This window comes from Roseibium aggregatum (genome assembly GCF_017309185.1).
GTDB lineage: Bacteria > Pseudomonadota > Alphaproteobacteria > Rhizobiales > Stappiaceae > Roseibium > Roseibium aggregatum_B.
Genome location: NZ_JAEKJZ010000003.1, coordinates 528,525 through 554,752, shown reverse-complemented (window position 1 = coordinate 554,752; position 26,228 = coordinate 528,525). Strand labels below are relative to the sequence as shown.

Sequence of the window (26,228 nt, the reverse complement as noted above, 5' to 3'; positions counted from 1 at the left end):
GAGATGCCGAGTACCGACTCAGCCTGCGATACTTTACATCAGGATCTGTCACTTTCTTCGCCGCAATCAAGAGCAGGCTGCTAAGTCGCAGAAACATATGGATGTTTCCGCTTGTGACATATCCAAACCGGCAAAACACTTTTCCATCTCGCTCTCCTGTCGTTGTTGCAGCGCCATAGTTCACTGCCGAGGAAAACGGACGCTCAATAACTCAGAGGTTCGCCATGCACCAGGAGCGGTTGGTTGTCTTCTTGATTCGAAGCGCCTCGTCCGCGATCAGCGCGGCGTATTTCACAATCCAGCGTCTTAGTGTCGTGTAGTCTATCTGAATCCCGCGCTCCTCCATGACCTCCTCGACATCCCGATTAGACACCGAGTATCGAACGTAGAAGAACACTGCGAGCAAGATCACATCCTCCGGGAAATGTGCACCTTTGAACGGGATCAACTTGCCAACTCCTGCCCTACCAGAAATGCATTTGTGTGCTTCGCGCCTGATGATTGAGCCAGACACCTCGAAAATTCGTAACAGAACCTTCCGTCCGCACAGTGGACCTTGCAACACTCCGCGCCATCCACTCCCGGACAGACTTGGCAACAACGACTAGCAAGTCTGACCTAGGGCTGACCTCCCTGCACTGTGGCAGCAATTAAGCACTTTTTGAATTTACATTGGAAGTCACAGAACAAACCAAAGACCAGCGGCTCTAAGATGGGTCTCAATATCTTTGCGCATCGTCAGACCTAAACCGGATCACACGATAGGAAGCCACGACAGGACGCCTTTAGACCGAAGTAATCACCCCTGCGCCACGCACATAAAGAAGCCTCTCCACGCAAAAGGTGCCTCTGATCGCGATTGGGGCAATCGCGATTGAGAATGTCGCACTGGTCTTACCCGGTGTTAGCTTTCACGCCTGAAAGCAACAGAGAGGTTTGCCATGCGATTTGGATTTGTCGGACTTGGCCAGATGGGCGCACCGATGGCGTGCAACCTGGCGCGCACCAATACCGTCAAGGCTTTTGACACACGCCGCGAAGCCCTGGACGTCGCGGTTGCCGCCGGAGCGGCGGAAGCCGCTTCGGAAAATGACTTTGCCGACGTGGACGTCCTGATCCTGTGCCTGCCCAACGGCAAGGTCGTCGAAAACATGTTGCTCGAACCTGAAACGGGCATTGCGTCGACCCTGACATCGGGCACGACCGTCATCGACACATCCACGATTGAATACGAACGGACCTTGCGTATTTCGCAAGCGCTCCAGGTCCGGGGCATCCGGTTCCTGGATGCGCCCGTTTCCGGTATGCGCAAGCGGGCTGAAGACGGCAAGCTGACCATGATGATCGGCGGAGAAGCCGGTTTGGTCGAGACGCTTCGCCCGGCACTTTCCGCCATGGCGAACAACATCCTGCACACGGGCGCCATCGGTAGCGGCCAACTGACAAAACTGGTCAACCAGCTTCTCTTCGACATTAACGCTGCAGCTCTTGCCGAGATCATGCCCATGGCCTGCAAACTCGGTCTTGACCCCGCGACCACCGCCAGTGTGATCAATAGTGGAACGGGGCGTAGCTATGCGTCCGAATACTTCCTGCCGCAGATCCTCGAAGGTGTGTTCGATACCGGATACCCGCTAAAAGCTGCCTACAAGGATCTGGTCAGTGGAGCGGAGATTTCCGTGCGTCACGGGATACCGGCTCCGGTTCTGGCAGCGGCAACCGGAACCTATCAACAGGCGCTTCTGGAAGGGCATGGCGCGCTCGACAAGGGAGCGATGGTCAAGGTTTTCGAAAGACTGCTGGAAGTGAGTTGCCGCAAGGAGGCCAAACGATGAGCGCAAGCAAAGGGATTCGGGGCGGCCTTACCAATTATGGCGACAAGGACTTCGCCGCCTATCTGCGCCGCTCCTTCGCCAGGTCCATGGGCCTTTCGGGCGAAATGCTCGACAAACCCATTGTCGGCATCGCGATGACGCCATCCGGCTTCAACAATTGTCACCGTTCGATGCCGGACCTTGTGGAGGCAGTTTCCCGAGGAGTGCTGGCCGCAGGAGCCCTGCCGCGGCCGTTTCCGACGATTTCCCTGGGAGAAGTGTTTCTGAACCCGACCAGCATGGTCTACCGCAACCTCATGTCCATGGACACGGAGGAAATGATCCGGGCCCAGCCCATGGATGCCGTTGTGCTGATTGGCGGCTGCGACAAGACCGTACCGGCGCAACTGATGGGCGCGGTCTCGGCGAATGTTCCAGCGGTGCAGCTTGTGACCGGGCCGATGATGACTGGCCGGCACAGGGGAGAGCGTCTCGGAGCCTGTACCGACTGCCGCCGTTTCTGGGGCAAATACCGTGCCGGGGAAGTGACGGACGAGGAAATCGGTGACATCGAGGGCCGCCTTGCCACCACTGCTGGAACCTGTGCTGTGATGGGCACGGCCAGCACAATGGCCTGTATCGCAGAAACAATCGGCATGTCCCTGCCGGGCACTGCAGCGATCCCGGCGGTGCATTCCGACCGGATGGTCGCTGCCGAACGCTCTGGTCGGTTGGCCGTCGAGTTGATTTCCAACCCACGCCGTCCGAGCGAAATTGTCACCTGGAAATCGGTCGAAAACGCCTTCCGGGTGCTGATGGCCGTCAGTGGCTCGACCAACGCGATCGTGCATCTGACGGCCATCGCCGGACGCCTGGGCATCCGGATCGATCAGGACCGCCTGAACAGGATTTCCGATGAAACACCTGTTCTTGTTGACCTTAAGCCCGTCGGCGAAGGCTATATGGAGGACTTCTTCGCTGCCGGAGGCGTCGGCGCCGTGCTCAGGGAAATCCGCCATCTGCTGCATCTGGACACGGTGGATGTCACCGGCCAGACCCTGGGCGAACGCTTGTCAAGCGACGCGGATTGGGTGGACCGCCGCGTCATTCGCCCCTTCGAGGACCCGGTATCCCGTGAAGGCGGACTGATCACCCTGACGGGCAACATCGCGCCGTGCGGGGCCATTTTCAAACGGGCTGCCGCAACGCCTGGGCTGTTCGAGACCGAGGCGCGTGCGGTGGTGTTCGATGGGCTCGAGGATCTTGCCAATCGGGTCGACGATCCGGATCTGGACATCGAGGCCAATGACATAATGGTCCTGAAGAATGCCGGCCCGGTCGCCGCGGGCATGCCCGAGGCCGGCTATCTGCCGATCCCGAAGAAACTGGCCCGACAGGGCGTCAAGGATCTGGTGCGCATTTCCGATGCGCGCATGTCCGGTACCGCATTCGGAACCATCGTCCTGCATATGGCGCCGGAAGCGGCCGTCGGCGGCCCGCTCGCGGCTGTGCGTGATGGCGATCGCATTCGCCTTTCGGTCAGCGAAAAGCGGATCGACCTTTTGGTGGACGAGGCGGAAATCACGCGCCGGCTTGCCGAACGCATTCCACCCGCCCCGGCAGAGCGCGGCTATCGCGGTCTTTACAGCCGAACTGTTCTGCAGGCCGACGAAGGCTGCGACTTCGATTTCCTGACCCACAACGGCTCGCCGAAAGAGAATTGAGATGAACCTTTTTGAAAAAATGCAGGCCCGCGCCGCCGAAGGCCGACCTATTCGTGTAGGGATGATCGGTGCGGGCAAGTTCGGCACGATGTTTCTAGCCCAGGCCCTGCGCCTGAAAGGTATTCATATTGCCGGTATCGTCGACCTGAAGCCCGAAACCGCCCGGTCGAACATGGCTTATGTCGGCTGGCCCGATGAAAGCTTTTCGGCCCGCGACCTCGATACGGCGGTGCGCAGCGGAACGACCTGTGTCAGCGACGACTGGGAGGCCCTGATCGCCCATCCGGGGATCGATATCATCATCGAGTGCACCGGCAATCCAATGGCTGCCGTCAGCCATTGCCTTCGCGCCTTCGACCACGGAAAGCACGTTATCAACGTCACGGTCGAGGCGGATGCCTTTGCCGGTCCGGGGCTCGGCGCCCGCGCCCGCAGTGCCGGCGTGATCTATTCCATGGCCTACGGCGACCAGCCCGCCCTTGCCTGCGATCTTGTGGATTGGGCACGGGCCTGCGGGTTCAACGTCGTTGCGGCCGGCCGGGGGCACAAGTGGCTGCCTCATTACCGCCGGTCCACTCCGGACACGGTCTGGGACTTCTGGGGGCTGACGCGGGAACAGGCCGAGCGCGGCCGACTGAACCCGAAGATGTTCAATGCGTTTCTCGACGGCTCCAAGCCGGCGATCGAAAGCGCGGCGATCGCCAATTGCTGCGGCCTGGACGCGCCCGTCAACGGCCTCGCCTTTCCGCCTGGAGGGATCGATGACGTTCCGAACCTGATGCGGCCCGCAAGCGAAGGCGGCGTCCTGGAACGAAAAGGCATGGTCGAGGTGGCGTCGTGCCTGACCGCCGACGGCCTGCCCATCCCGCATGACATTCGCAAGGGGGTGTGGGTCTGTTTCGAGGGCGACACGGACTACCTACGCAACTGTTTCGAGGAATACAAGGTCGTGACCGACCAGAGCGGCCGCTACATGTGCAACTACAAGCGCTGGCATCTAATCGGCCTGGAACTGGGCATTTCGGTCGCCTCGGTCGGCCTGCGCGGCGAGCCGACCGGTGTTGCCACCGAATTCAGGGCCGATGTCGTTTCCGTCGCCAAGAGGACCCTTTGCAAGGGAGAGGTACTGGACGGCGAAGGTGGCTATACGGTGTCCGGCGGCCTGCGCCCGGCGGATGTGTCGGTGCGCGAGGGCTATCTGCCTCTTGGACTCGCCCACGACGTCCGGCTGGTCAACGACGTTGGCGAGGGAGAACCGGTCCGATGGCGCGATGTTGTCATCGACACGAATTCGGACGCCTACCGTTTGCGCAGGAATATCGAAGCCGGTCTTGTCCAAAGCACGGCCGCATGAAGCGGCAGAAATAACGGAGGACACCCGGAAAGAGCCCGCGGCACATGGGATGCCGCGGGCTTTTTGTTCTTTTGCAGTGGATGCGAGCAGGCATCGTCAGGCGCGATGGGTCCGTTATCGAAGCAATTCTGGGCTTCGCGCGGTCGTTGGCAGATCCTTTCCGGGCAAAGGAGCTCAAGGGAGGAACACCATGAAACTCACCCGGCGTGCCATGTTGAAGACGGCTGCCGCGGCATCGACCATCCTGGCGATGCCTGCGATTGCAGCCAATCGAATTACCGTTCAGGTCAATACCACGATGAAACCCGGCGGATCGGAAGAAGCCGGCATCCTCAGGTTCAGGTCCGCTCTGGAGGACCTGGCTCCGGGCCGTTTCGAGGTCGTGCCGTTTTTGAGCGGACAGCTGGGCGGCGAAAATGCGGTTCTGGAACTTCTGAACATCGGCGAGACGCAGATCTCGCTCACCGGAGGCAACTGGCGGGCGCAATATGCGCCCGAATACGACCCGATCTCGATCCCCTTCCTGTTTCCGAACGGGCCGTCGGTCGAAGCTTTCATGAATACGGCTTCCGGCGGAAATCTCCGCCAGGCCGGTCGGGACAAGGGCGGGATCATTGAGCTGGGTGCCCAGATGCGCGCTCCACGCCACATGACGGCGAACCGCGCGATCATGACGCCAGTCGACCTCGAGGGCTTCCGTCTGCGGCTTCCCGGCATTCCGGTCTGGGTGGACGTGTGGAGCACGCTCGGAGCCCAGACCGTCATCGTCCCGGCAACCGAGATTTACCTCGCCATGCAGACCGGACAGGTGGACGGGCACGAAAACTCGCTGGTCTCGCCATATGCCCGAAAGCTCTATGAAGTGCAGTCTCACCTCATCCTGACCGGGCACGTGCATTTCCCCTGGCACTGGGTCGCATCCGCATCGTGGTTCTCCGGTCTTGCGCCGGAAGACCAGGCGGCGCTCAAGGCTGCGGTGCAGATCGCCCGCACGGAAGGCACAAGGGTGGAAGCCGAAAAGGACGCGTTCTATCTGGGGGAGCTGAAGAAGCACGGCATGGTGGTGATCGAACCGGATGTCGCTGCCTTCAAGTCGACAGCAAAACCCGCCATCGACAAGGCCCTATCCGCGCTGGCGGACGGCGTCATCGACGATGTCGAGGTCTCCATCGCCAACAATTCCTGATCCATTGTCCGGCCCGCCGAAGCTTCTGCGGGCCGGACAATCCTGCTGCATATTCGGAGGCATTGATGCAGACAGAACATGTATTTCTCGGCGAAAGGGACCATTCGCGACGGGCGGCGGAAACGCTGCAACACGCCTTGGTAACGGTCACCGATATCCTGTCCGGAACCCTGCTCATGAGCCTGGTTGGCCTGCTGGTTCTGTCGATCCTGTCACGGGACCTGTTGCACGTGCCAATTCCCTGGCTTGAGGAGATCGCGACACTCGTGACGATTTATGCCGTCGCCTTCGCCTCTATAGGCGCCTGGGCGCGCGGTGCCCATATCGCGGTCGAACTGGTGCCGCTGTCTATCAAGGGACGCTGGCACGACCGGTATGGCATCTTCCTGCAGCTGTTTTCGCTGGCCTTCCTCTGTCTCACCGCATGGGGTGCCTTCGAGATGATGGAGCGCAGCGTCAACAACCGGACTACGGCGCTGTCGCTGAGCTTCTCGATCTATTACGGCGGCCTGCTGCTGGGCTTTGCGGGCATGGCCCTGGCGTCCGTCCTCCGGCTTTGGGGCGCCTTCTCCAACTCAAGCAACCCGAAAGACTGACCGGCCATGGAAATCTTCCTCCCCTTCGTTTGCGGACTCATCCTATTCATGGCCCTGGGTCTGCCTGTCTTCGTTGCGCTCGGCACAACCTGCCTGCTGGCGTTGGCGGTAACGTCGGCAACTGGCGGACTGCCGGTCGAACTGATGTCACTGAAGATCACGCAGACTTTGAACAGCTTTCCGCTGCTCGCCATTCCGCTGTTCATCCTGGCGGCCAACCTGTTGAACCGGGGCAGCGCAACGACGCGGATCTTCGATTTCGCCAACGTCCTCGTCGGCTTCGTCCGCGGTGGGCTTGGGCACGTGAACGTTGTTGCCAGCATGATTTTTGCCGGCATGTCCGGAACGGCTTCAGCCGATGCCGCCGGTCTCGGCGCGCTGGAAATCCGAGCAATGAGCGAAAAGGGCTACAATCTCAGCTACAGCACCGGCATCACCGCTGCCTCGAGCGTGATCGGGCCGATCATTCCGCCGAGTGTCGCCATGCTGGTCTACGGCTGGCAGGCCGATGTCAGCGTCGGCGACCTTTTTCTCGGCGGATTTGTTCCCGGGCTGCTGATGGCGGGCCTGTTGATGGCGACCACTTTCCTCATGTCTTATCGCGTGGAAATGCCGACGCGACCGCTGCCCTCGCCGCGCGAGGTTTTTCAGACCGGTCATCGCGCGATGTTGCCCATGTTCACGCCGTTGATCATTGTCGGCGGCATCTGGAGCGGTGTTTTTTCTCCAACCGAAGCCGGTGCGGTCGCCTGTTTCTATGCGATGGTGCTCGGTATTGCCGTTTACCGGGACGTAAAGATCTCAGATCTGTTCCGGGTTTTTGTCCAGAGCATGGAATTCAGCGCCGTCATCCTGCTGATCATTGCCATCTCCGGTTTTTACGGCTGGCTTCTGGTCCGCCTGCAGGTACCGCAAACTCTCGCGTCCAGTCTCATCGCTATTGGACTTCCGCCGATATTGCTGCTGCTTATCCTGATGGTTTTCTTCATTCTCGTCGGCTGTTTCATGTCGGTGATCGAAAGCGTGCTGATCCTGACGCCGATCCTGGTGCCGGCGGTGTCTGCGACCGGAATCGATCCGCTGTTCTTCGGCGTCTTCATGGTCATCACCCTGTCGGTCGGTGTGATCACGCCGCCCTTCGGAACGGTGCTTTACATTCTGGTGCCGATCACAGGGCTGCGCTTCGAGAAGGTGGTTCTGGCCGTCCTGCCGTTCCTCGTGCCGATCGTGCTGACGATCCTCCTGGTTCTGATCTTCCCGCAGATAGTCTTGACCCTGCCTGGACTGTTTTGACAGAGGGTGCCATGACCATAGACTGGACAGCGATAGACCATGTGGTGATTACCTGCGCCGACATTAAACGCTCAGTTGCCTTCTACGGCGGCGTGCTGGGAATGCGCACCACGACGTTGCCCGATGGACGCACCGAAGTTCACTTCGGCCGCTGCAAATTGAACCTTCAGCCTGCGGGACGCGCCTTTGCGCCCGCAAGAAATGCGGGAAGAATCTGGAGTGCCAACATCTGCTTGCTCGTCGAAAACGGCCTCGATCCGGTCGTGGACCGGCTGCAGCAACACGGCGTATGCATCGAACAGGGACCGGTTGAAAAGATTGGAGCGCTTGGACCGGTCACATCGGTTTATGTCTATGATCCGGACGATAATCTCATCGAGATAAGCGAGTACCGGAGCGATGCGTAAGCGATTTGACCTTGTCACCCTGGAACTGTTCATCGCTGTTGCGACGTCCAGAAGCATTGCGCAGGCATCTACGTCTGAAAATATTGCCGCCTCGGCGATCAGCAAGCGGATATCGGACCTTGAAACGCTTGTGGGAACACCACTGCTCTACCGGCAGCAAAAAGGTGTCGAGCTGACCCCGGCAGGGGAGGAAATGCTGCGTCACGCCAGGGATGTTGTGCAACTGCTTGAGCGGATGGATGACCACATGGGCGACTTCGCCTCCGGACTGCGCGGCACGGTGCGAATTGCCGCCAACACCTCCGCCATAACGCAATTCCTGCCCGAAGACCTGGCATCCTTCGTGAAGCAGCATCCCGACATGCGCATCGATTTGACCGAACAGGTCTCAGAGGAAATTGTAGCCTCGATACGCGATGGTATTGCAGATATCGGCATATACTCGGGACTTATTGCCGAACCCGAAATGGATGTCTTCCTATACCGGCGCGACACACTGGTGGTTCTTGCTCCTCGAAGCTACGCTCTGGGAATCGACGGCCCGATTTCCTTTGCCGAGTTCGCGCAACACGACCTTGTCGGCCTGCAGCGGGGGAGCTCGTTGCAAGCCTTCATAAAGAATCGTGCAGCTGAACAGGGACTTTCCTTGAAGACACGTGTGGAGGTGCTGAGCTTCGATGGTGTTCGCCGCATGGTCGAGGCGGGTCTGGGGATTGCCATCCTGCCTTTGGGCGCCGTCGAACCCTATCTGTCTTCTTCGAACCTTCGCATGATCCCCTTATCTGCGGATTGGGCCGAGCGCTCCCTTAAAGTTGTGGTTCGCCAGGTCGATGCGCTGGCGCGGCCGATCAGAACCATGCTGGAGCATCTGGCAATTGATATCGAAAACGGCGATTCGATCACTGACTCCTGACGACGAACCAAGAACACAGCCGAAATTACCGTTGTGGCGCGCAAACCAGCGTCATCCCCGCCAATTCAGAAAATCGACAGGAAATCCAGCAATGCAGATCAATCGTGTGGATCATTTCGTCCTGACCGTTGCCTCGATCAAAGCGACTTGCGCGTTTTATTCCAAGGTGTTGGGTATGGGCGTGACGGAATTCGCGGGTGGCCGGAAAGCACTGACCTTTGGATGCCAGAAGATCAATTTGCACGAAAAGGGAAAAGAGTTCGAACCCAAGTCACTTTACCCGACGCCAGGCAGCGCCGACTTCTGCCTGATCGCCGATACGCCAATCGAGGACGTTATCATTCATTTGAACAACTGCGGCGTTGCTATTGAAGACGGCCCCGTTGCACGCACAGGGGCGCAAGGTCTCATAAACTCGGTTTACCTGCGGGATCCGGACGACAACTTGATCGAAATTTCGGAGTACACTTAAACTGTTGACTTTCAATGTGAACTGATCGAATGCACCAAAAGGACGAGGTGGAGGTGCTCGCCGCACCTTTAGTAATTTTTGAGATAGTTCGCTCTTCCGAGAACGTGTTCTCGCGGTCAGACCCATCGGCGGCATCAGCTCACTTTAACGCCCCCAAGTGATTGCGACCACATACACAATCGAATAGCCATCGCTGTCTGTATTCTGCATCTTATTCTAAGATGGAGTAGAAATATTTGCTTTGTCGAGTAGATCCTCAGGCACTTCATCGACCGCATAAGGAAGAACCACTGTAAGAATATCGGGAAGGTTTTCGACCGGATGGTTGGCAATGCGTTTCAAGTCAGCGGCCGCCAACGACATTCGCCGCGTCGCAAGCGCTATAAGAAATTCGAGGCATGCCTCACCCTGACTGTCAGCATGATGCTCAAGCATTTTAATGATCAGATGGCTAATCTTCGCACTGTGATTGGCCGTAACCGCGTGCGCAAAGCTTAGTTCGTGCGGGAATGCAGCCCGCAGTAGACAGCCCTGGATAATCCCGTCATTGAAGCGCGTGAAATTCTCGCTAGAGAGAACGTTCATATGAAATGGGGATTGAGCTAGCGGGGGTGATAGATGCCTGCTCTTCGCCTGCTTTCGACAGTTCTCTAGAATGCTGGCGATCGTTGCGAAGACATCTCCTTGTGTAATCTCGTCTCCATAGGCTTCGTTCCAGAAAGCGAAACTGGGTCTAAGCCGCAATGGTTGTTTGTGGCTGTCCGGCAGGAGAAACTCGTCACCAAAAATTTCCCGAGATAGGATTTCGATTCGCTTATCGATTGTTGTGACGACTTCCGCGCTTGGGAAGGTAACGCTCAGGTCTAGCCTCAGTTTTCTCCAGAACTCGAGCTCTTTTTTCCAGGCAGAAAACTGATTTGGATGTGGGAAACTCATCTGATCGACCGTGCACAAAACATGCTTCGGCGCCGTGTTATTGTGTTCGAGGTCTTTAAGCAGAATCGGCTGATGCTCAGCTACGCTGTGCTTGTTCAGGCCTACGAGGTATGTCCTGGGTAGGTTCTTGAAGGAGTTTCTCAGATCGCGGCTCGCATCTTGGAAGGACTGGCCCGACCCAATGCTCGCGGCAACTACCATGACTCCTCGGCGATCGCTAGTGGCATCATCGGGCTGGAATGGGTTCAGAACCTCCGGACGCTTTAGGCCGAGCGCGGTGATCTCATCAGCCACGATGCCAGCCAAAGTCTCACTGTCGGTCCCGCGCGAGGGAAGAATATGTGTGGTCGAAGCAGGCGCGTATCGCCGTATTACTGTTCGGATTTCCTCCCGGCGGTCTCGGTCGAAAAGTGTTTTCGACAAGTCGACATGCAGGCGATGGACGGCGCGGTCAGCGTCCGACCGTAGACTGAATGCGTTGCGCCCACGGTACCTTCCGAGTGTCTTACGAAGCAACGGTGAAGCGTCGCTCTGAACCAGGGTGTAGGCGGTGATGGTGGCCGCGTCAGCGAGGAACTGGTCACCGACGAAAGTAATAGTGCGGGATCCCTCGCGGCACCACGGACACTGTATTTCTTCGAATACTTCGAATATTAATGGGTCAAGATCTGTGATTATTTCACGCGCATCGAAAACAACCGTCCCAACTACGCGCTTTGCGGTAGAAAACAATGTGATTACGCGAGCATCTGGAAGCCTGGTCTTCTCCATTACCTTCTGAGGTAGAGAGCCGCTCGCGGTTGCCGAAATGAGCACGAGTTCTCCGTTAGGGTCCTGAACTGAGAGCCGGTCCACCCCGTCGTATGAAGAAAAGCTTTCGATTTGAATACTGGGAGGCGAACCAGTCAGGCGGCTTTTCAGAGCACAAGCAGCATATACGAGGGAGGCGATGGAAGAGGAGTCGATCCAGATCTTTAGGTCCGCATTCCCGAGATAACGAAGAAGCACCAGCGCCAGAAAGCCAATTTCCTCGCCTTGAATGAGAGCATTGGCTGCACGAAGGAACCCCCGCGAATGGCGGCGACGCGGATGAACGAAATGGTGGGCATGCGGTGCGACGAGTACTGCTTCGCGCGTCTTCACCAAGCACAAAATGCCTGCGCTGAGGATATTCTCAAAATCCTCCTTTTCCAATTTGATCGTTCCCCTAAGGACCGAAGCTCTCGGTGCGCTTAGCCGCCCTTGTGCGTCAAACGAAACGAGTACCACCGGGATGGTCGCAGGAAGCCGAAGTAGTGCTTCCAACTCGATCATCTGCTTCAAGCTCTTTTTCATTTGTACGGCGGCGTCGGACGGGGCAATGACGATAAGACTGTCTGGGTATGGGCTGCCGCTTAATATGTCTCTATCGATAATGGAGATTAGATCTTGCCGCTTGAACTCCCGTAGTGTCGTGACAACTACTAGGTTATCCCCTCCACCTTTTCGGACCCAGTGAAAGTGATAGAAGGCGCTCATAAGCTGCGTAGCCCCGTCGGAATAAGGACTGAGAATACAGTGCCAGCTACGCGAGCATAGGGACTTGGATGGAGCCCATTGGCGTCAACGAAATGGAGGTCGTCATTGGCAATACGCGGCTGCTCTATACCTGGAGAGAACCATTTATAGAGTGCCAGCCGCCCGGTCCTTAAGCGCAAGAAACCGCCTGATGCTTTCAGAGCTAGCATTACGCGGGGCAGACCCAACCCGTGTGCCGGATCTGACTGTGTGGTCACGTTTTTTAGAAAACATTTGTGAACGAGATCGTATTCTCGCTCAATGGGCATCTCTCCTGAAATCTCGGAACCTTGCGCTCGCGCGGCAAGTCCGGGGCCGCTATCAAATACTGAGACTTCTAAAAACTCCACGCGAGTTCGCCTCGCAAAGGGTTTGATGCCCAGAAAGTATTGGCGTAGCGGGGTAAGATCGGCTGCGAACGTATCTTGAGATAAATCGACAGGCCGAAGCGCAAAGATGATGCCACGGGCCGAGCGGCGATAGAGCGCCCCCGTGAGATCTGTCCGCGCATGGAGGTGCGTATTGGAAAAAAGCTCTTTGAACAGGTTTGCGAGAAGTTCGGCGTCAATATCTTCTTGGCGCAACCTCTTCGGTTCAATTAATCTAATGAGCGCCTGCCGCACAAGTCCGAGGAAATCGTTGCGAACTTCACCTGTTTCAGGATCATAGAGAAACGGGTTGGGACCGTGTCTTTCCAGATGGTCGACCGAAAGCAACGGTAACGATTGGCCGTGGATCATTCGGTCGAACGGACCTCCATAAAGCTCGCGCAATCGATGGCTAATCACTCTTAGCATCCCGGCGGTCACGTCACGGCTTCCATCCCTGCCGATAATACGATCCGCGAAGGCTGCGGCAACTATTCCGTACGTTCGGCTAACGAGGGTCTCGGCGGCATGCTCAGGATTGACGTCATCGCTGAGGCGAAGCGTGGCTGCAGGATGGTTTTGACGTGCCCAGGTTACCGCAAGCTGCGCGCCGGTCACAGACCCTCCAGGGCGCGCTTCAAAGGGCCACTTGTTGGGTACAGTTAGGCTGCTTCGGCGTTCGCCTACAAGTCCCAGAACCTTCTCACACTGCTCATAGGCTGCGCGTTGGCCCAGGCGATCTCGTTTGTCAGCGCCATTAGTCATTGTCGCTTGCTCACCTTCCAGCCAAGACGGAGAGGAACTCTTCCCATTCACGTTTTGACATAGAAGTATCGGCTTGCTCAACAGTTTCACCCGCGAGCATTCGGCGGAGCGCTTTCAAGGCTTCTCCCGAAAAAGTTGCAGCTTCCAGCCGATGTTCGCGGAAGGCTTCAAACGTTATCGGAACCCATTTCCGCATAATGTCGAGAATAACCTCGGCATAGGCTCGGATCTCGTATTGAGCGTGAGGATCAGCGCGAAGTCGAAGGAAATTCATTAGGTTATGCAAATCCGTTTTCCAATACCACTGTGTATAGAAATTCAACGACAGATTCATGCGGGCAAGTTCACGGGCCAAGCCTAGTCGCTGGTTATCAATGCGCTGACCAGCTTTGTCATGATTGAGCATATCGAGATAATGATCATAATTGCGCTGCGCATCATCAGTAAGCAGATCTAAAACATACTTCGCTTCTTTTGCATCGACGACAGCGCCACGGCCTTGTCGATTTTGCACCGCCTGTGCTGCGAGGTGCTCCGGCTCTGGAACGTAGAACTCCCGATCGAGGATTGAGTACCGCGCCGAATATTCATTTACATTAGCCGTTCTATGCCTGATCCACTGTCGGGCCACGAAAATCGGCATCTTAACGTGAAGCTTGATCTCCGCCATTTCGAAGGGCGTAGTATGCCAATGACGCAGAAGATAATGGATTAGTCCTCGATCTTGGTTCACTTGTCGGGTACCGCGGCCATAGGACACCCGTGCTGCTTGCACGATTGCACCGTCGTCCCCCATGTAGTCTACTACCCTGACGAACCCATGGTCGAGCACAGGAATTGCTTCATATAAGATTTCCTCGATGCCTGCCGACACGGTACGCCGTGTTGGCGCAGTGGCCTCCCGCGACAGTTCGATCTCAACCGCTTGTTCGTTCGAAAGCTTGGCCATGTGTCGTTCCTAGGTTAGGCGAGAGGTTCTCGCTTGTACCTCGCGTGCTAAGCAAATTGAAGCATCGCACCCAATCTAATTGGCTGAAACGAGATTGTTGAAGGCAACCCATTTCACATGCACGCAATGTAGGCGATTGATCACACATTCAACCGAGCCTGTACGGGTTATCTACTTTGAACAAGCGTTCGACATGCTGAGCTTTTGAGTGTACCGATCAGCGCATATGACAGATGTATGTAAGCGCGAGCACGCAAAACGAGTGTCTATCCGGTCCGCATTACCGGCATCAAGTGTGCCGCTGTCTTCGCAGATTAAGTAAACGGAAGCTTCGGCGGGATGCAACGGTGCAGTACGTCAGCATGTGATTGCCCGCTTTGGACCAAATTCGTCCCCGCATATGAACCGAGTGAATGACCGCTTCGATGTTTGCGTATCCGAAAGCCGTCAATCTCATCACGGCCCCAAACCAGTTAGATGGACTGCATGACTATGCCGCGAGAAGTCGCGAGAACAGGCGGAGCCTGTAGCGTATTTCGGGTAGGTGTGGGGATTGACGGTAGCGGTCCTCCGCTACCAGATCATACGCTAGAATACTCTAAATCATTCAAAAACCACGAGTATCTGCGAAATCGCACTGCTCATGACTATGAGCCTGATGGTAACGGTTCGGCGCGGTCATAGATTGCAGCTCCATTGCCGCAAAATAGCAACCAACGTAGTAGTGCCTCGGACTTGACGAGCCTTCGTCCGGCGACTGGCAGCTTTGCGGCCCCAAGGCGGGCAATCAGCGGTTCTCCAACTTGTCCTTAAAGCAGCCATTCGTTGCGCGGCGAGCGAAGGCCAAGAATGGGCGGTAGGAGCCGTCTTTCGCTGCGGTCGGAACGAATGACCAAAATGGGACGGTAAGTTGACTGCCCGGTTCCTGACAATGGAAGGTGGAAGATGTCGTTCCCGTCGGCTTTCCTGACCGCTCGCATTGTTAGTAATCAACGACGACGGCCCGACTGAAGGCACGCGCCTGAAGTTGAAACAATCGACCCATTCGAGTGTTGCGAACTCGACGGCCTCCATGCTGCGCCTGCTCCGCGTATCTCCATGACGGCCAGTAGCAGCCGTAGTGCCTCCCCAGCGGGCATGACATTTGACCCCACTAGAGCGCATGCACGACAGCAGAAAAAGAGAAGTGCACGAACCGGGGCATACACACATGGAGCCTCCGGCAAACCTGGAGCGGTTTATCTTCTGAGATTTAGTTGTTGCATCTACTAACGTTAAAATTGTATTTTTGAATAGACGTTTGTTTTGCGAGATTGTGGTGGGTAGAATTGATGTCGCACACCAACGAACTTAATCTTAAGAATTTTCTCTCAGGCACGACACAGAGCGGAGATCTGGCGGAGATGATCGAAAAGCCCGGCGGCCTTGAAGCCGCCGGAGCGATAGGATCACTGACGCGTCAGACCCTTGAAAAACTTGCCCGCGACCAGCGACTGAACGACCGGGAACGCTTCCACCTTGAAGCGATCATCATTCCGGAACGGCGGCCGGCAATCGACATTGTCGACGGTTCCTACGAGACCCGGCACCAGGACTGGCTGCATCTGAATGACGGGCCCGTTCGCGACAGGCTGCGGCAGGCCTTTCCAAGCATCGGCCGGCTCGAGCTGCCGGGCCACCCCTCCGTGCCATATGGCGGAACCGCGTTCGTCGTCGGCGACGGCCTGCTGATGACCAACCGGCACGTGGCGGAATTGTTCTGCGAGGGGATCGGCACGAGCGGTCTGCGGTTCATCACCGGTGTCGAGAGCGGTGTGGATTTCCTGCGCGAACGCCGGTCGACGCACCAGGAATACATCAGGATCACGTCCGTCGTCCTGATCCATCCCTACTGGGATGTCGCCATCGTCAGGACCGAGGGTCTTCGGCAGAGCAGGCATCCGCTACAGCTGTCGACCGAGCCGGGCGCGAACCTTCTCGAGCGGGAGGTCGCGCTGGTCGGCTTCCCTGCCTATGACCCCCGCAACCCCGCGGATGTGCAGAATTTTGTCTTCGACGGCGTCTACGGGATCAAGCGGCTTCAGCCGGGAGTCCTCAAGACCCTCGCGCCGGTGGAAAGCTACCGCCACGAGGTCGAGGCGCTGACCCATGACAGTTCGACGCTCGGCGGGAACTCGGGATCCTGCGTGCTGGATCTCAAGAGCGGCGACGTTCTCGGAGTCCATTTCGGCGGCAGCTACGGCACGGCCAATTTTTGTGTCGCCGCTGGAGACCTGGCGCGTGACGGCCGTGTGATCGATACCGGTGTCCGGTTTTCCGGGCCCGTGCAGCGGGCGGACGTCCCCTGGGACGCCTACTGGCAAGCCACCGAGGCCGCCATTCCCGCGGCCGCGCCCGATAACAGCTCTTCTCCATTACCTGACAGGACCAGCGCGATGGCCCAGCAAACCGGTGAAATCAGACTCAGTATCCCGCTTGAAATCACGATCAGGGTCGGCGAGGGCGTGACCACCGCCGCCGCTGCCACCGGAGCCTTGAGCGCCACCGACGGGACTGAGCGCGCGCTGGAACCCTTCCACGATACGGACTATTCCACCCGCACGGGATACGATCCGGATTTTCTGGGCCCCGCCGTTCCCCTGCCAACCCCGAGGAAACCGGAGGACCTTGCCAGGCTGGAAGACGGCGGACACCTGCTCCACTACCACCATTTCTCGCTCGCCATGCACAAGAAGCGGCGCCTTGCCCTCTTCACGGCAGCCAATGTCGATGCGAGCGCTGCCGCCAAGCGGCCCGGCAACCGTCCCAATGCCGACTATACGCGCGACGGCCTGGGGAAACTGGGACCGAACGATCAGGAAAAATGGTTTTCCGATCAGCGCATTCTCGCGACCGAACAATTGCCGGACAAGTTCTTCACCAAGGACAAAGGCGCTTTCGACAAAGGCCATATCGTGCGCCGCGACGATGTGGCCTGGGGCCGCACCTATGAAGAAATGCAGAACGCCAACGGCGACACCTTTCACGTTACCAATTGTTCGCCTCAGGTGCTCGGTTTCAATCGGTCCAGCCGCGGCAAGGACAATTGGGGCGATCTGGAGAACCTGATCCTCCGGCAGGCCGACACAGAAAAGCTTGTGGTGTTCGGCGGACCGGTTCTGGCCGACGCCGACCCGGTTTTCCTGGGCGTGGACCTGGAAGGAGACGTCCGGGTCCGCATCCCGGAGAAGTACTGGAAAGTCGTGGTTGCCGAGAAAAACGGCCAGCTCGAAAGCTTTGCCTTCCTGCTGGAACAGGACCTCTCCGATGTCCCGCTGGAGTTTGCCGTCCCTCAAAAGTGGAAACGTTCCCTGAGACCGGTCCGCGTGATCGAGGATCTGGCGCAGATCGACTTTCACGAAACCATCCGGAACGCCGATCAGTCCGGCACGAACGAAGCCGTTGCCTTCGCGGAGGCAGCCGGCGTGACGCCGCCTGGCGGTTCGGGCGAGGCGGCCGGAAACACGGGCGGTGAAGCGCCCGGCATCGATATCGGGGACATCCTTGCCGACTGGCAGAAGCTGCAATCGGAGGAGCGGAGTTTCGAGGACTTCGATACCGTCCGTTTCGTCGTCTCGCTCGGCAAGTCGATGACGGATCAGACCGTCAAGGCCGAGGTCGAGGACCTCCTCGGTCTGACCGTCGACGTTGCCGGACTGTTCTACAGCGATCCGGACCTGGACCGCTACCGGGCAATCGACATTCCCGGCGTCGTCTGGGACGACCGGGCGGATCTCTTCGACGTCGCCCGGGCCATCCGCACCCGGCTCGAGGCGGAGACCGTCGAGCCCGATCTCGACACGCGCTACTACGATTCGGACGGGGGAGCGCCGGCGATCGAAGGGAGCGCGGAAAGCTCCGATGTCGCCTTCTGGTGCTGGGTGGACGAGAACGATCCCAACATCAAGCCGGATGACACGGACTGGGCGGTCACCAAGACGGGCGTGCCGGAGGCCTGGGCGTTTTCCAGCCAGGAAGGCAAACCGGCAAAAGGCCGGGGCATCCGCGTTTTCCAGCCGGACACCGGAGTGGTGCCTGCCCATACCGAGATGCCGCCCCGGGCGGCCGACAATCCAAGATCCGCCAATTTTGTCGAACCGGGCCAGCGGCCTGTCGACCCCTTGCGCGGGAGCGGCAATCTGGGACACGGAACGGCGACCGGCAGCGTTGTCGCCAGCCCGGAAGCCGGCAAGGTCCGCGGAACGGCCCCGGAGGCGGAACTCGTGCCGGTCAGGTGTATCCGGTCCGTCGCGGTCTTCAACCAGAGCCGTGTCGCCCAGGCCATCGACCATGCACGCCGCAACGATGCCCATATCATCACGATGAGCCTCGGCGGTGTGCCCAGCTGGGCCCTGCACAGCGCGGTGCGCAAGGCGGTGAAGGCGAATATCATTGTGTTTTCGGCAGCCGGAAACTGCGTCGAGACCGTGGTCTGGCCCGCGCGCTATGACGAGGTCATCGCCGTCGGCGGCATCAATTTCAGAGATCTGCCCTGGAAAGGGTCCTGCTCGGGCCGCAGTGTCGACATATCCGGTCCTGCGGAACTCGTCCTCAGGGCAGATGCCCGTGACAGTACGAACCTGTCGAAGGTGGGCGGCGGGCAGGGCACGTCCTTTGCGACGGCTCACCTTGCCGGAATTGCGGCCTGCTGGCTGGCGCATCACGGCCGCGACGCCCTCATCGCGAAGCTGCGTCCGGGGCAGACGCTTCAGGACCAGTTCAGGGCGATGATCGCGTCGACCGCGCGCGTGCCTGCCGGATTCGACACGGACAATTACGGTGCCGGCATCATCGATGCCGAAGCGCTTGTCAAACGGGATCCGGACGCGGTTCTGGGGCTCGAAACAATCGTCGAACGCACGCGATCGTCAGGCGAACTCGTCGCGGAACTGCTCCGTGAGATTGCCGGCAGCGGCGGGCTGGAATCGGCGGCTCCGGTGCTTCGGGACAAGCAAAGCGAACTGGAACTTGCCTGTGTCGGCCTCGATGCCTCGCGCGTGCGGAAACGCGCTTCGCGCAGCCTGGAGGCCCAGCCTCCCATGCGCGTTTCTGGCGGCCTGAAGACAATGCTGCAGGGTGACGTTCTGGACCTGGTCCGCAGCGGAGGTGTCAGATGAGCAACGACGGCTTTGACTTCGAAAAATCCCCGAAGCGGATTCGCAGACTGTTTTCATCCGGCGGTGGCGAAGGCGTCGGTGAGGGAGGCGGCCAGGAATCCACGGGCGGCGGCGGTTCTTCGCCCGGCCAGCGGGACATCACGGCTATTGCCAGCCGCCTGCGCGGGACGTCGGCGGGCCGATCCAGGATGAGCCAGATTGAAGCGGAGGGAGTGGCGCGGTCTATCGTCGCCACGGCGCAAAAAGGCCTGGAAAGCATCGATGGGAGCCCGGACGGCGCGCTCAGCTTCGAGGAGACCGTCGCACTCGAGGCGGTCATTCATGTGCGCGGCCGGCCCGCGGTGCGGGTCATGGGCGACGAGCTTGAGGACATCCGCCAGTATCCGGATGCCGATCTGTGGGTGATGCTGGCGGACGAGCACCGCGCCAAGCTGCAAAAGACCACTGCCGCGTCATCGGCGGTCTGGGTCCGCGACACGCTGCTTCAAAGCTTCTCCTGGGTTCAGGGAACGGCGTTTCTGATCAAGCCCGATCTGGCGCTGACCAACCGGCATGTCCTCTTTCCCCCGACGGGCACACGCCTTGCCCGGCGCGTCCCCGGCACGACCCAGGCCAGGCTGAAACGCGAATACGAGGTGCTGCTGGATTTTGCATTCGACGACGGAGCGCCCCGGCAGGCGAAATACCGGATCACGGACATCCCCTTTGTCGCCGGAGACTCCGATCCGGTAGACGCGGCCGTCCTGAAGGTCGAGCCGGTCAGCGGCGTGGCACCCGATCCTTTGCCCGTCACGCAGAAAGACGTCTACGAAATCGACCGCCTCTACATCGTCGGGCATCCGGGAAAGTTGAAATATGTGCCCGATAACATTCAAATGGTGTTCGGCGAACCGGACGAGCGCAAGCGGGTGAGTTTCGGAAAATTGATGGACCCCGACGTGCAGGGACAGCAGAATATTGTTCACGATGCATCGACGATAGGCGGGTTTTCCGGGTCCGCCCTCCACGGTTTCATGGATCAGGCGGTCTATGGACTTCACTACTGGGGAGACCAGGTTGCCGGCAACCGGGCCATTTCGGCAGAAGCGCTGCGGCAGCATCCGGTGCTTGGAGCAATGCTCTAGATGAAATTGAACGCGGAAGACCTGAAGAAATTTGGCGAAGCCTGTGCAAGCTATCTTCATCCCGGCCGGCTTGAACGCTTCGTGCTGGAGGCCAGGCTCGTCGAAGATATCGAAACGTTCAAGAAGCGCCATCTGGTCGGTGCGTCGGATACCAAACTGACGCTGGCGATGGCCTTCGCCGGTCTTCTCAACGAGTGTGAATTCGCCTGCGACGTTGCCGAAGAGCTTTATTTCGAAATGTCCTGGTCGCCGGATTTCCAGGCAGCCGTTGGTCCCCATACGAGATCGGCACGATTGGGGGGAAAAAATCACCAGGCGCTTCTGCAGCGGCGCGATCACTTTCTGTCCGACGAAAAACTGGCCTCCGCCGTCAAGGAGCTGGGTCCGCGCGTGTGCTGCATCGTGGGTGAGATCGACAAAAGGGGCGTTCCCGCAACCACTTCGGGCACCGGCTTCCTCGTCGGCCCGGATCTTGTCCTGACGTCAAGGCATGTTGTCTCGGAAGCGTTGCGGTGGCGGCCCGATGAGGATCTGAAATTTTGTGCGGTTTTCGATTTTACCAGCGGCGAGGTGATCTCCGACTACGGCAAACTGAACAGCATGGCCATGGTTCGTGTGGTGAAGTTCCACAAGGACTGGCATGTCGTTTCGAGCGACGCGATTGACTGGGACGGGACGCGGGACGAGCTGTCGCAGCAAGATATCGACGATTTACGAGGGAAGCTGGACTTTGCGCTAATCCGGCTTGCGGAAGCCGTCGGCAACCGGCCGGTCCGCCCCGGTTACCTCAGCCGCAGGGGGTGGTTGAGCTTCGAGCCGGTCAGCCCGGCCGATTACCGGAACGGCAGCAGGATCATCATGCCGCAGCATCCGAGCGGCTCGCCGCGCAAGTGGGATTTTGGCCGGATCTGTCGTCTCTCCCCTTGCAACACGCGCATGGTGTCCGAGATCGAGAGCATGCAGGGAACGTCCGGCGCCCCCTGCCTAAACAGCGACCTGCGGGTCATCGGTGTCCACAACGCCTATTACGCCCCGAACGGACCCGCCGAAGGGAACCAGGCCATCCGGTTCGACGCCATTGCCCCCTTGATACGGAACATGCTTGGCAATTCCGTCCTGAACGGAGGCCGGTATCGAAGGGCCTGGCGGATCGACACGGCTGACGGGGCGCTGTCGCCCATTTTCGGACGGGAGGTGTTGCAGGACTGGATCAACATGTCCCTCACCGTCGAAGACCGTCCGCTTTCCCGCAGCGAACGGATCTACGCGACGGAAGGCCGAGACCCGGGGTGTGGCAAAACCTTCTCGACGGAGATCCTGAAATCGGCGACGAGCGTTCAGGCGACAAACATTGTCGTCGTGCTGGGCGGCGACACCGAACTGCTTCCGGACAGGCTGGAGGATTTTGTAACAGCGCTCGCGGAGGCCTACGGTATTCCGAAAGGCGAACTGGAGAACATGCCGGCCCGTCCTGGCACGGAACTGCCGCGAGAGGCCGACGATGGCGACAAGGTCGACCGCTGGGCCTCCCACAAGATGGTCCTCTGGTTCACGGCCCTGCTCGAAAAGCACAGGCAGCACACGGTCAACAGGACGGAACAGGCGAAGGCGGCGCTTGATCTCATGGGAGCCGGCGCGCCGGAGGAAATCCGGAAACTCGCCACAGCCGTGCCCGACGTGATCGAACGGGGCAACAGGTGGTCGAGAACCTGGATCGCTCTCGACGATCTGAATGTCCGCTCCATGTCCTCCCACGTGAAGAGTTTCGTGTCTGGCCTGGTAGGCGCGGATATCATGGAAAGTTCGATACGGGATGTCCGCAAGGACATTCGCTGGCTCTTCCTGGGATATGTCCCGGATTTCCTGATGAACGAAGAAGTCACCATCGAGCATCTTGAAAACACCCTGCCTTCCTCCGAAGCCGTCAAGACGGTCTTTTCCAGCGCCTATGAGGATTGCGATTTTGAAATCACCGACGAGGCTCTGTCCAGCCAGGTCGACACGCTGCTTGCGAATGTCGAGCTGTTCCTGACGCGCATGCAGGACGAGACGCCAGAAACGGCGCTGTCGCTCTGCCAGGAACTTGTCAGCTACAAGATCAGGCGGGACTACGAGGTTCAGGAGCATGCGCTATGAGGGAATCCTCCCGAAAGTTTCTGGCACAGCTCCTGACCGACCCGGACATGCGGCAGGAAGCCCTTAAAGTCGGTGGCGGACAAGTGCTGCAATCGATGGACCGCTGGGCGCAGTCGATCCGTTCCAGGCTGGAAAAGAGCGATCCGGCGGATGACCGGCCAATCTCGCGGGGTCTGGTGACGGCGGCGCTGTCCTTCGAATTCGATCCCGAAACCATCGGGCTGAGTGCCCGGGAAACCGGCTGGGTCGCCGCGAACGCGGCTCTCGTTCCGGGCGGGCGGACAAAGCAGCTGCAGCTGCACGAGGTCGAGCGCAGGCGTATCCTCGATCATCCTGCCGCAAGCGAAGACATTCACGAAGTCCTCGGGCGCATCGAACAGGAAGACGCCCGCATTTTGCATGACCCGGATCCCGACCGGCAGGCGTTGAAAAACGCCTATCTGCGCGGATTGTTGCGCGGGAACGTTCAAACGGACCCGGGCAGGCTGGGGATCGTGAAACTTCGGGCGCTGACATTGGCGCGAGCGGCGCTGGAAGGCGTGTCGATGCTGGCGAAGAACGCGCCGAGCCTGCAGGAATGCAGACGCCAGATGGCACTCTCCGAATTGCTGGATCCGCTGAGCATCATGATCGGCCTGGATCAGGGCCAGCCCGGCGGCCAAAATGACCGGTTTGTCGGGCGAGACAAGGAAATGACGACGCTTCGGGCGTTCGTGGACGTTCTGGGTTCGGAAAGCCTGTCCGAGGCCCTGACCCGCGGGACCGACCGGATATTAAGCTATGCGTCAGACAGCCTGACCGGCCGCAAGCCAAGGCTGATCACGATCGAGGCCCCGGGCGGATTGGGCAAATCCACGCTGGTCGCAAAATTCGTCTACGACCACGCCCGGTCCGAAGAGACGCGGTTTCCGTTCGCGTTTCTCGATTTTGACCGCGCCTCCCTGCAGCCGCGCAGCCCGGAACAGCTTCTGGTGGAGATGGCCCGGCAGGTGGGAATCCTGTTTCCCGATTTTGAAGAGCTCACGCAAAGTCTGCGCCGGGACATCAGGGCCGCTCTGGCCAGCAAGGCCATCAGTCCGTCCCACACCTACTACACCCGTTTCCGGGACATCGTCTCGATGGTGCTGGATGCGTGCGGCGCGAGCACCTTCTTGCTGACGCTCGATACGATGGAAATTGTGCAGGCCGACCCCGCCGCGATGAACGGGGTGACCACATTGCTGCAGGGCATGACCGATACGGGATTTCCGGAGCTTTGCGTCGCTGCAGCCGGGCGAAGCGGTCTTGACGAGCTGATCTTTGCCCGGGGGCTCGACTTTGAACGGAAGCAGCTCGAGCTCAAGGCATTCGCCGTCCGGGATGCCCGCGAGATGGTGAGCCGTCTCGGCAACAAGCTGCTCGGTTCCGACTGGAACGATGCCTGGACGACAAAGCTCGCCGGGAAAAGCACCAGTCCCGAAATCAGGCGGGAGCCCCTGACGTTGCGTCTTGCGGTGGAAATCGTCCGGGACACAGAGCCTGAGAACCGGCCTGCCCTGATCAAGGACATCGAGGCGATGGGCGAACGCGCCGATGACGGGTTCGTCGGAGCCCTATACGAGCGCCGCATTCTGGATCACATTCGAGACACGGACGCACAGAAGCTTGCCTGGCCGGGACTGGTGGCGCGCACCGTTTCGCGGGACCTTGTCCGGAACCTGCTCGCCGGACTTTGCCGCCTCTCCCCGGAGAATGCCTTGCAGGCGTTTGAAACCCTCTCCCACGAAGGCTGGATCGTCGAGAACGAAGATGGCCTGCTGCGGCATCGCCGCGACCTCAGGGCGCGTACGCTGCCGATGATGCGTCGTCACGACCAGGCACGGTTCGACCGCGTCGTGGATGCCCTGGTCGACTATTTCGGATCGCGGTCGTCATTCGACGCGGTGGAAGAGGCTTATTACCGGCTGTTGCGCGGACGGCCGGAGGATATCGATTGGCTTCAGGACCGGGATTGGGTGCTCGACCAGCTCGCTGATGCCCGGAGCGACATGGAGACCGGCACCCCCGGCTGGAGTCTGCTTGAAGCCCGGTTTGCCGAGCGGCCGATGGCGCTGGAGCAAATGAAAAAGCTGCCCCCGACCTTGTTGTGGCAACATCTGGACCGGGCCGGAACCAGCCTGATCAGCCTTGACGACCGTCAGATAGAACCGCGTGTCCTGCTTGCGCTCCAGACAGGCAGGCAGCCGTCAGGACCACACGGTGCCCATCAATTTCTGCAGGTCAAAGGCGGTTTCTGGAACTGTCTCGAGTTCGACCGGCTCATCCTGCCGTCCGGACCGACGGAAGACTTTCTGTTTGCATTTCTGGCAGCCCGCCTCACCGAAGCCGGACGCACTCCGGCCAATTGGTGGGAAGACTTCTACCCGCAACTGATTGAGCGCATCGCGGAGGCACGCGGGCGCAAGAACTGGCAGGCCTTGTCCATGGCTCTCGTTGTGGCCAGGCAATACGACCCGAAACTTGCGCATATGATCGACGACCAGCTCTGCGAAAGCCAGTTATCCAGAACCACGTCTTCCAGGTCCGTCGAAATCGCGCTGCGCACGCTCGTCGTTCACGGCGTGAAATGCCGGCCGCAAGCCCTCGCCACCTGGTGTCTGCTGGAATCGTCCCGTGTGCTGAAAGGCATGTCGCTGGCGGAATTCGCCGTCATAGCCCCGGTGTTCGAGAAGTTCATTCGCTCGCGCAGCCGCTCATCGCAACCGGACAGCCGGACGCGGCGCCTCCTGGAGCTGACGCGTTCGTCGGAGCTGCCTCGCAACGGGAAATTCACGATCACCGATCGGGACACCCTTGCCCTGCTTTCAAACACCTTCAAGACATATGCGCAGGAAGCAGGCGACAATCCGGACATGGCCGAAACGTTCAGCACCTATGTCGGATTGCGGCAGCCCGAATGGATTGTACCTTTCGCCTATCTGCTTGCGGACGGTCTGAGCGGGACCTGGCAAGACAGGGTGCAAAGGCGGCTGGACGGCGACCACTACAATCTCGAAGCCCAGAACAGCTGGACACAAGGCCTCTTCAAGCGGAAAGCGAAGGCGCCGCGCGATGTCGTCGGCTTTCTGACCTGGGCCGACAACGCATCGGATCTTGGCGGTGCGATCGAACGGCTGCTGATGGATTACAAGCCGCACGACGGGGGCGCGTGCATGAGGGCCCTGCTCGAAATCCGGGGCAGCGTACAGCAAGACACACAATCCGCAGCGCCTGCCTGACTGTGAAATGTCCCGGGATCAGACAGGGCCAGCCGGGCCGCGGCATCGATCCGGGCCGGTACGCGGGGTCACGATTGCGACCTTCCGATTGTCTGTTTTGACAGTATTTACATTCAATCCTCAACCATGAATTGAAATTTCAGCAGGGGCAAGTTGGTGTCTCCCGGCCAAGGCATTCGGTAGTATGAAAAACAGCCTGCAACCTCGACAGCATTATTTGG

17 protein-coding genes are annotated in these 26,228 nt (G+C 59.1%); 13 read left to right on the top strand and 4 right to left on the bottom strand.

Annotated features, from left to right (window positions below; genetic code table 11):
* Nucleotides 1-211 precede the first annotated feature (211 nt).
* A complete protein-coding gene (locus tag JF539_RS17655) occupies nucleotides 212-406 on the bottom strand; it encodes an IS6 family transposase (protein ID WP_207142008.1) in 195 nt (64 codons plus the stop codon).
* Between the two features lie 535 nt (nucleotides 407-941).
* On the opposite strand from JF539_RS17655, the gene JF539_RS17650 reads away from it, so the two are divergent.
* From JF539_RS17650 to JF539_RS17610, 9 genes are all read left to right on the top strand, one after another.
* Entirely contained in the window at nucleotides 942-1,835 is an 894-nt protein-coding gene (locus JF539_RS17650) for an NAD(P)-dependent oxidoreductase (protein ID WP_207142007.1), read from the top strand.
* Nucleotides 1,832-3,538 carry an IlvD/Edd family dehydratase gene (locus JF539_RS17645; protein WP_207142006.1) on the top strand — a complete coding sequence of 569 codons (1,707 nt, stop codon included), beginning with the start codon at nucleotides 1,832-1,834 and terminating at the stop codon, nucleotides 3,536-3,538. Before JF539_RS17650 ends, JF539_RS17645 begins: the two co-directional genes overlap by 4 nt.
* 1 nt (nucleotide 3,539) lies before the next feature.
* Nucleotides 3,540-4,892: an NAD(P)H-dependent oxidoreductase gene (locus JF539_RS17640; RefSeq protein WP_207142005.1), complete on the top strand. Its 1,353-nt coding sequence runs from the start codon at nucleotides 3,540-3,542 to the stop codon at nucleotides 4,890-4,892.
* A 190-nt stretch (nucleotides 4,893-5,082) separates the two neighbouring features.
* Nucleotides 5,083-6,078, top strand: a complete 996-nt coding sequence (locus tag JF539_RS17635) for a TRAP transporter substrate-binding protein (protein ID WP_207142004.1) — start codon at nucleotides 5,083-5,085, stop codon at nucleotides 6,076-6,078.
* Nucleotides 6,079-6,143: 65 nt separating this feature from the next.
* Nucleotides 6,144-6,674: a TRAP transporter small permease gene (locus JF539_RS17630; protein WP_207142003.1), complete on the top strand. Its 531-nt coding sequence runs from the start codon at nucleotides 6,144-6,146 to the stop codon at nucleotides 6,672-6,674.
* A 6-nt stretch (nucleotides 6,675-6,680) separates the two neighbouring features.
* Nucleotides 6,681-7,967 (top strand): TRAP transporter large permease, encoded by a 1,287-nt coding sequence (locus JF539_RS17625; protein ID WP_268957567.1) that lies wholly within the window; start codon nucleotides 6,681-6,683, stop codon nucleotides 7,965-7,967.
* A gap of 11 nt (nucleotides 7,968-7,978) precedes the next feature.
* Nucleotides 7,979-8,374, top strand: coding sequence for a VOC family protein (locus JF539_RS17620; RefSeq protein ID WP_207142001.1), 396 nt, complete (start codon nucleotides 7,979-7,981; stop codon nucleotides 8,372-8,374).
* Complete coding sequence (locus tag JF539_RS17615; RefSeq protein ID WP_207142000.1) at nucleotides 8,367-9,287, top strand: LysR substrate-binding domain-containing protein; 921 nt, start codon at nucleotides 8,367-8,369, stop codon at nucleotides 9,285-9,287. Before JF539_RS17620 ends, JF539_RS17615 begins: the two co-directional genes overlap by 8 nt.
* A 91-nt stretch (nucleotides 9,288-9,378) precedes the next feature.
* Entirely contained in the window at nucleotides 9,379-9,759 is a 381-nt protein-coding gene (locus tag JF539_RS17610; RefSeq protein ID WP_207141999.1) for a VOC family protein, read from the top strand.
* A 216-nt stretch (nucleotides 9,760-9,975) separates the two neighbouring features.
* On the opposite strand, the gene JF539_RS17605 is transcribed toward JF539_RS17610, so the two are convergent.
* From JF539_RS17605 to thyX, 3 genes are all read right to left on the bottom strand, one after another.
* The gene (locus tag JF539_RS17605; protein ID WP_207141998.1) at nucleotides 9,976-12,213 is read right to left on the bottom strand and encodes a hypothetical protein; all 2,238 of its coding nucleotides are present in this window, start codon (nucleotides 12,211-12,213) and stop codon (nucleotides 9,976-9,978) included.
* On the bottom strand, nucleotides 12,210-13,238 hold the full coding sequence (locus JF539_RS17600; RefSeq protein WP_207141997.1) for a hypothetical protein: 1,029 nt from the start codon (nucleotides 13,236-13,238) through the stop codon (nucleotides 12,210-12,212). The genes JF539_RS17605 and JF539_RS17600 overlap by 4 nt, the downstream gene beginning before the upstream one ends.
* Nucleotides 13,239-13,395: 157 nt before the next feature.
* Complete coding sequence (gene thyX, locus JF539_RS17595; RefSeq protein ID WP_207141996.1) at nucleotides 13,396-14,334, bottom strand: FAD-dependent thymidylate synthase; 939 nt, start codon at nucleotides 14,332-14,334, stop codon at nucleotides 13,396-13,398.
* A gap of 1,403 nt (nucleotides 14,335-15,737) precedes the next feature.
* Here thyX and JF539_RS17590 point away from each other — a divergent pair.
* Genes JF539_RS17590 through JF539_RS17575 form a run of 4 tightly spaced genes read left to right on the top strand, consistent with a single transcriptional unit; the run spans nucleotide 15,738 to nucleotide 26,007 of the window.
* Complete coding sequence (locus tag JF539_RS17590; protein WP_207141995.1) at nucleotides 15,738-19,490, top strand: DNA/RNA non-specific endonuclease; 3,753 nt, start codon at nucleotides 15,738-15,740, stop codon at nucleotides 19,488-19,490.
* A complete protein-coding gene (locus JF539_RS17585; RefSeq protein ID WP_207141994.1) occupies nucleotides 19,487-20,614 on the top strand; it encodes a trypsin-like serine peptidase in 1,128 nt (375 codons plus the stop codon). The genes JF539_RS17590 and JF539_RS17585 overlap by 4 nt, the downstream gene beginning before the upstream one ends.
* Nucleotides 20,615-22,750, top strand: coding sequence for a trypsin-like serine peptidase (locus JF539_RS17580; RefSeq protein ID WP_207141993.1), 2,136 nt, complete (start codon nucleotides 20,615-20,617; stop codon nucleotides 22,748-22,750).
* A complete protein-coding gene (locus JF539_RS17575) occupies nucleotides 22,747-26,007 on the top strand; it encodes a hypothetical protein (protein ID WP_207141992.1) in 3,261 nt (1,086 codons plus the stop codon). The genes JF539_RS17580 and JF539_RS17575 overlap by 4 nt, the downstream gene beginning before the upstream one ends.
* The last annotated feature ends 221 nt before the right edge of the window (nucleotides 26,008-26,228 follow it).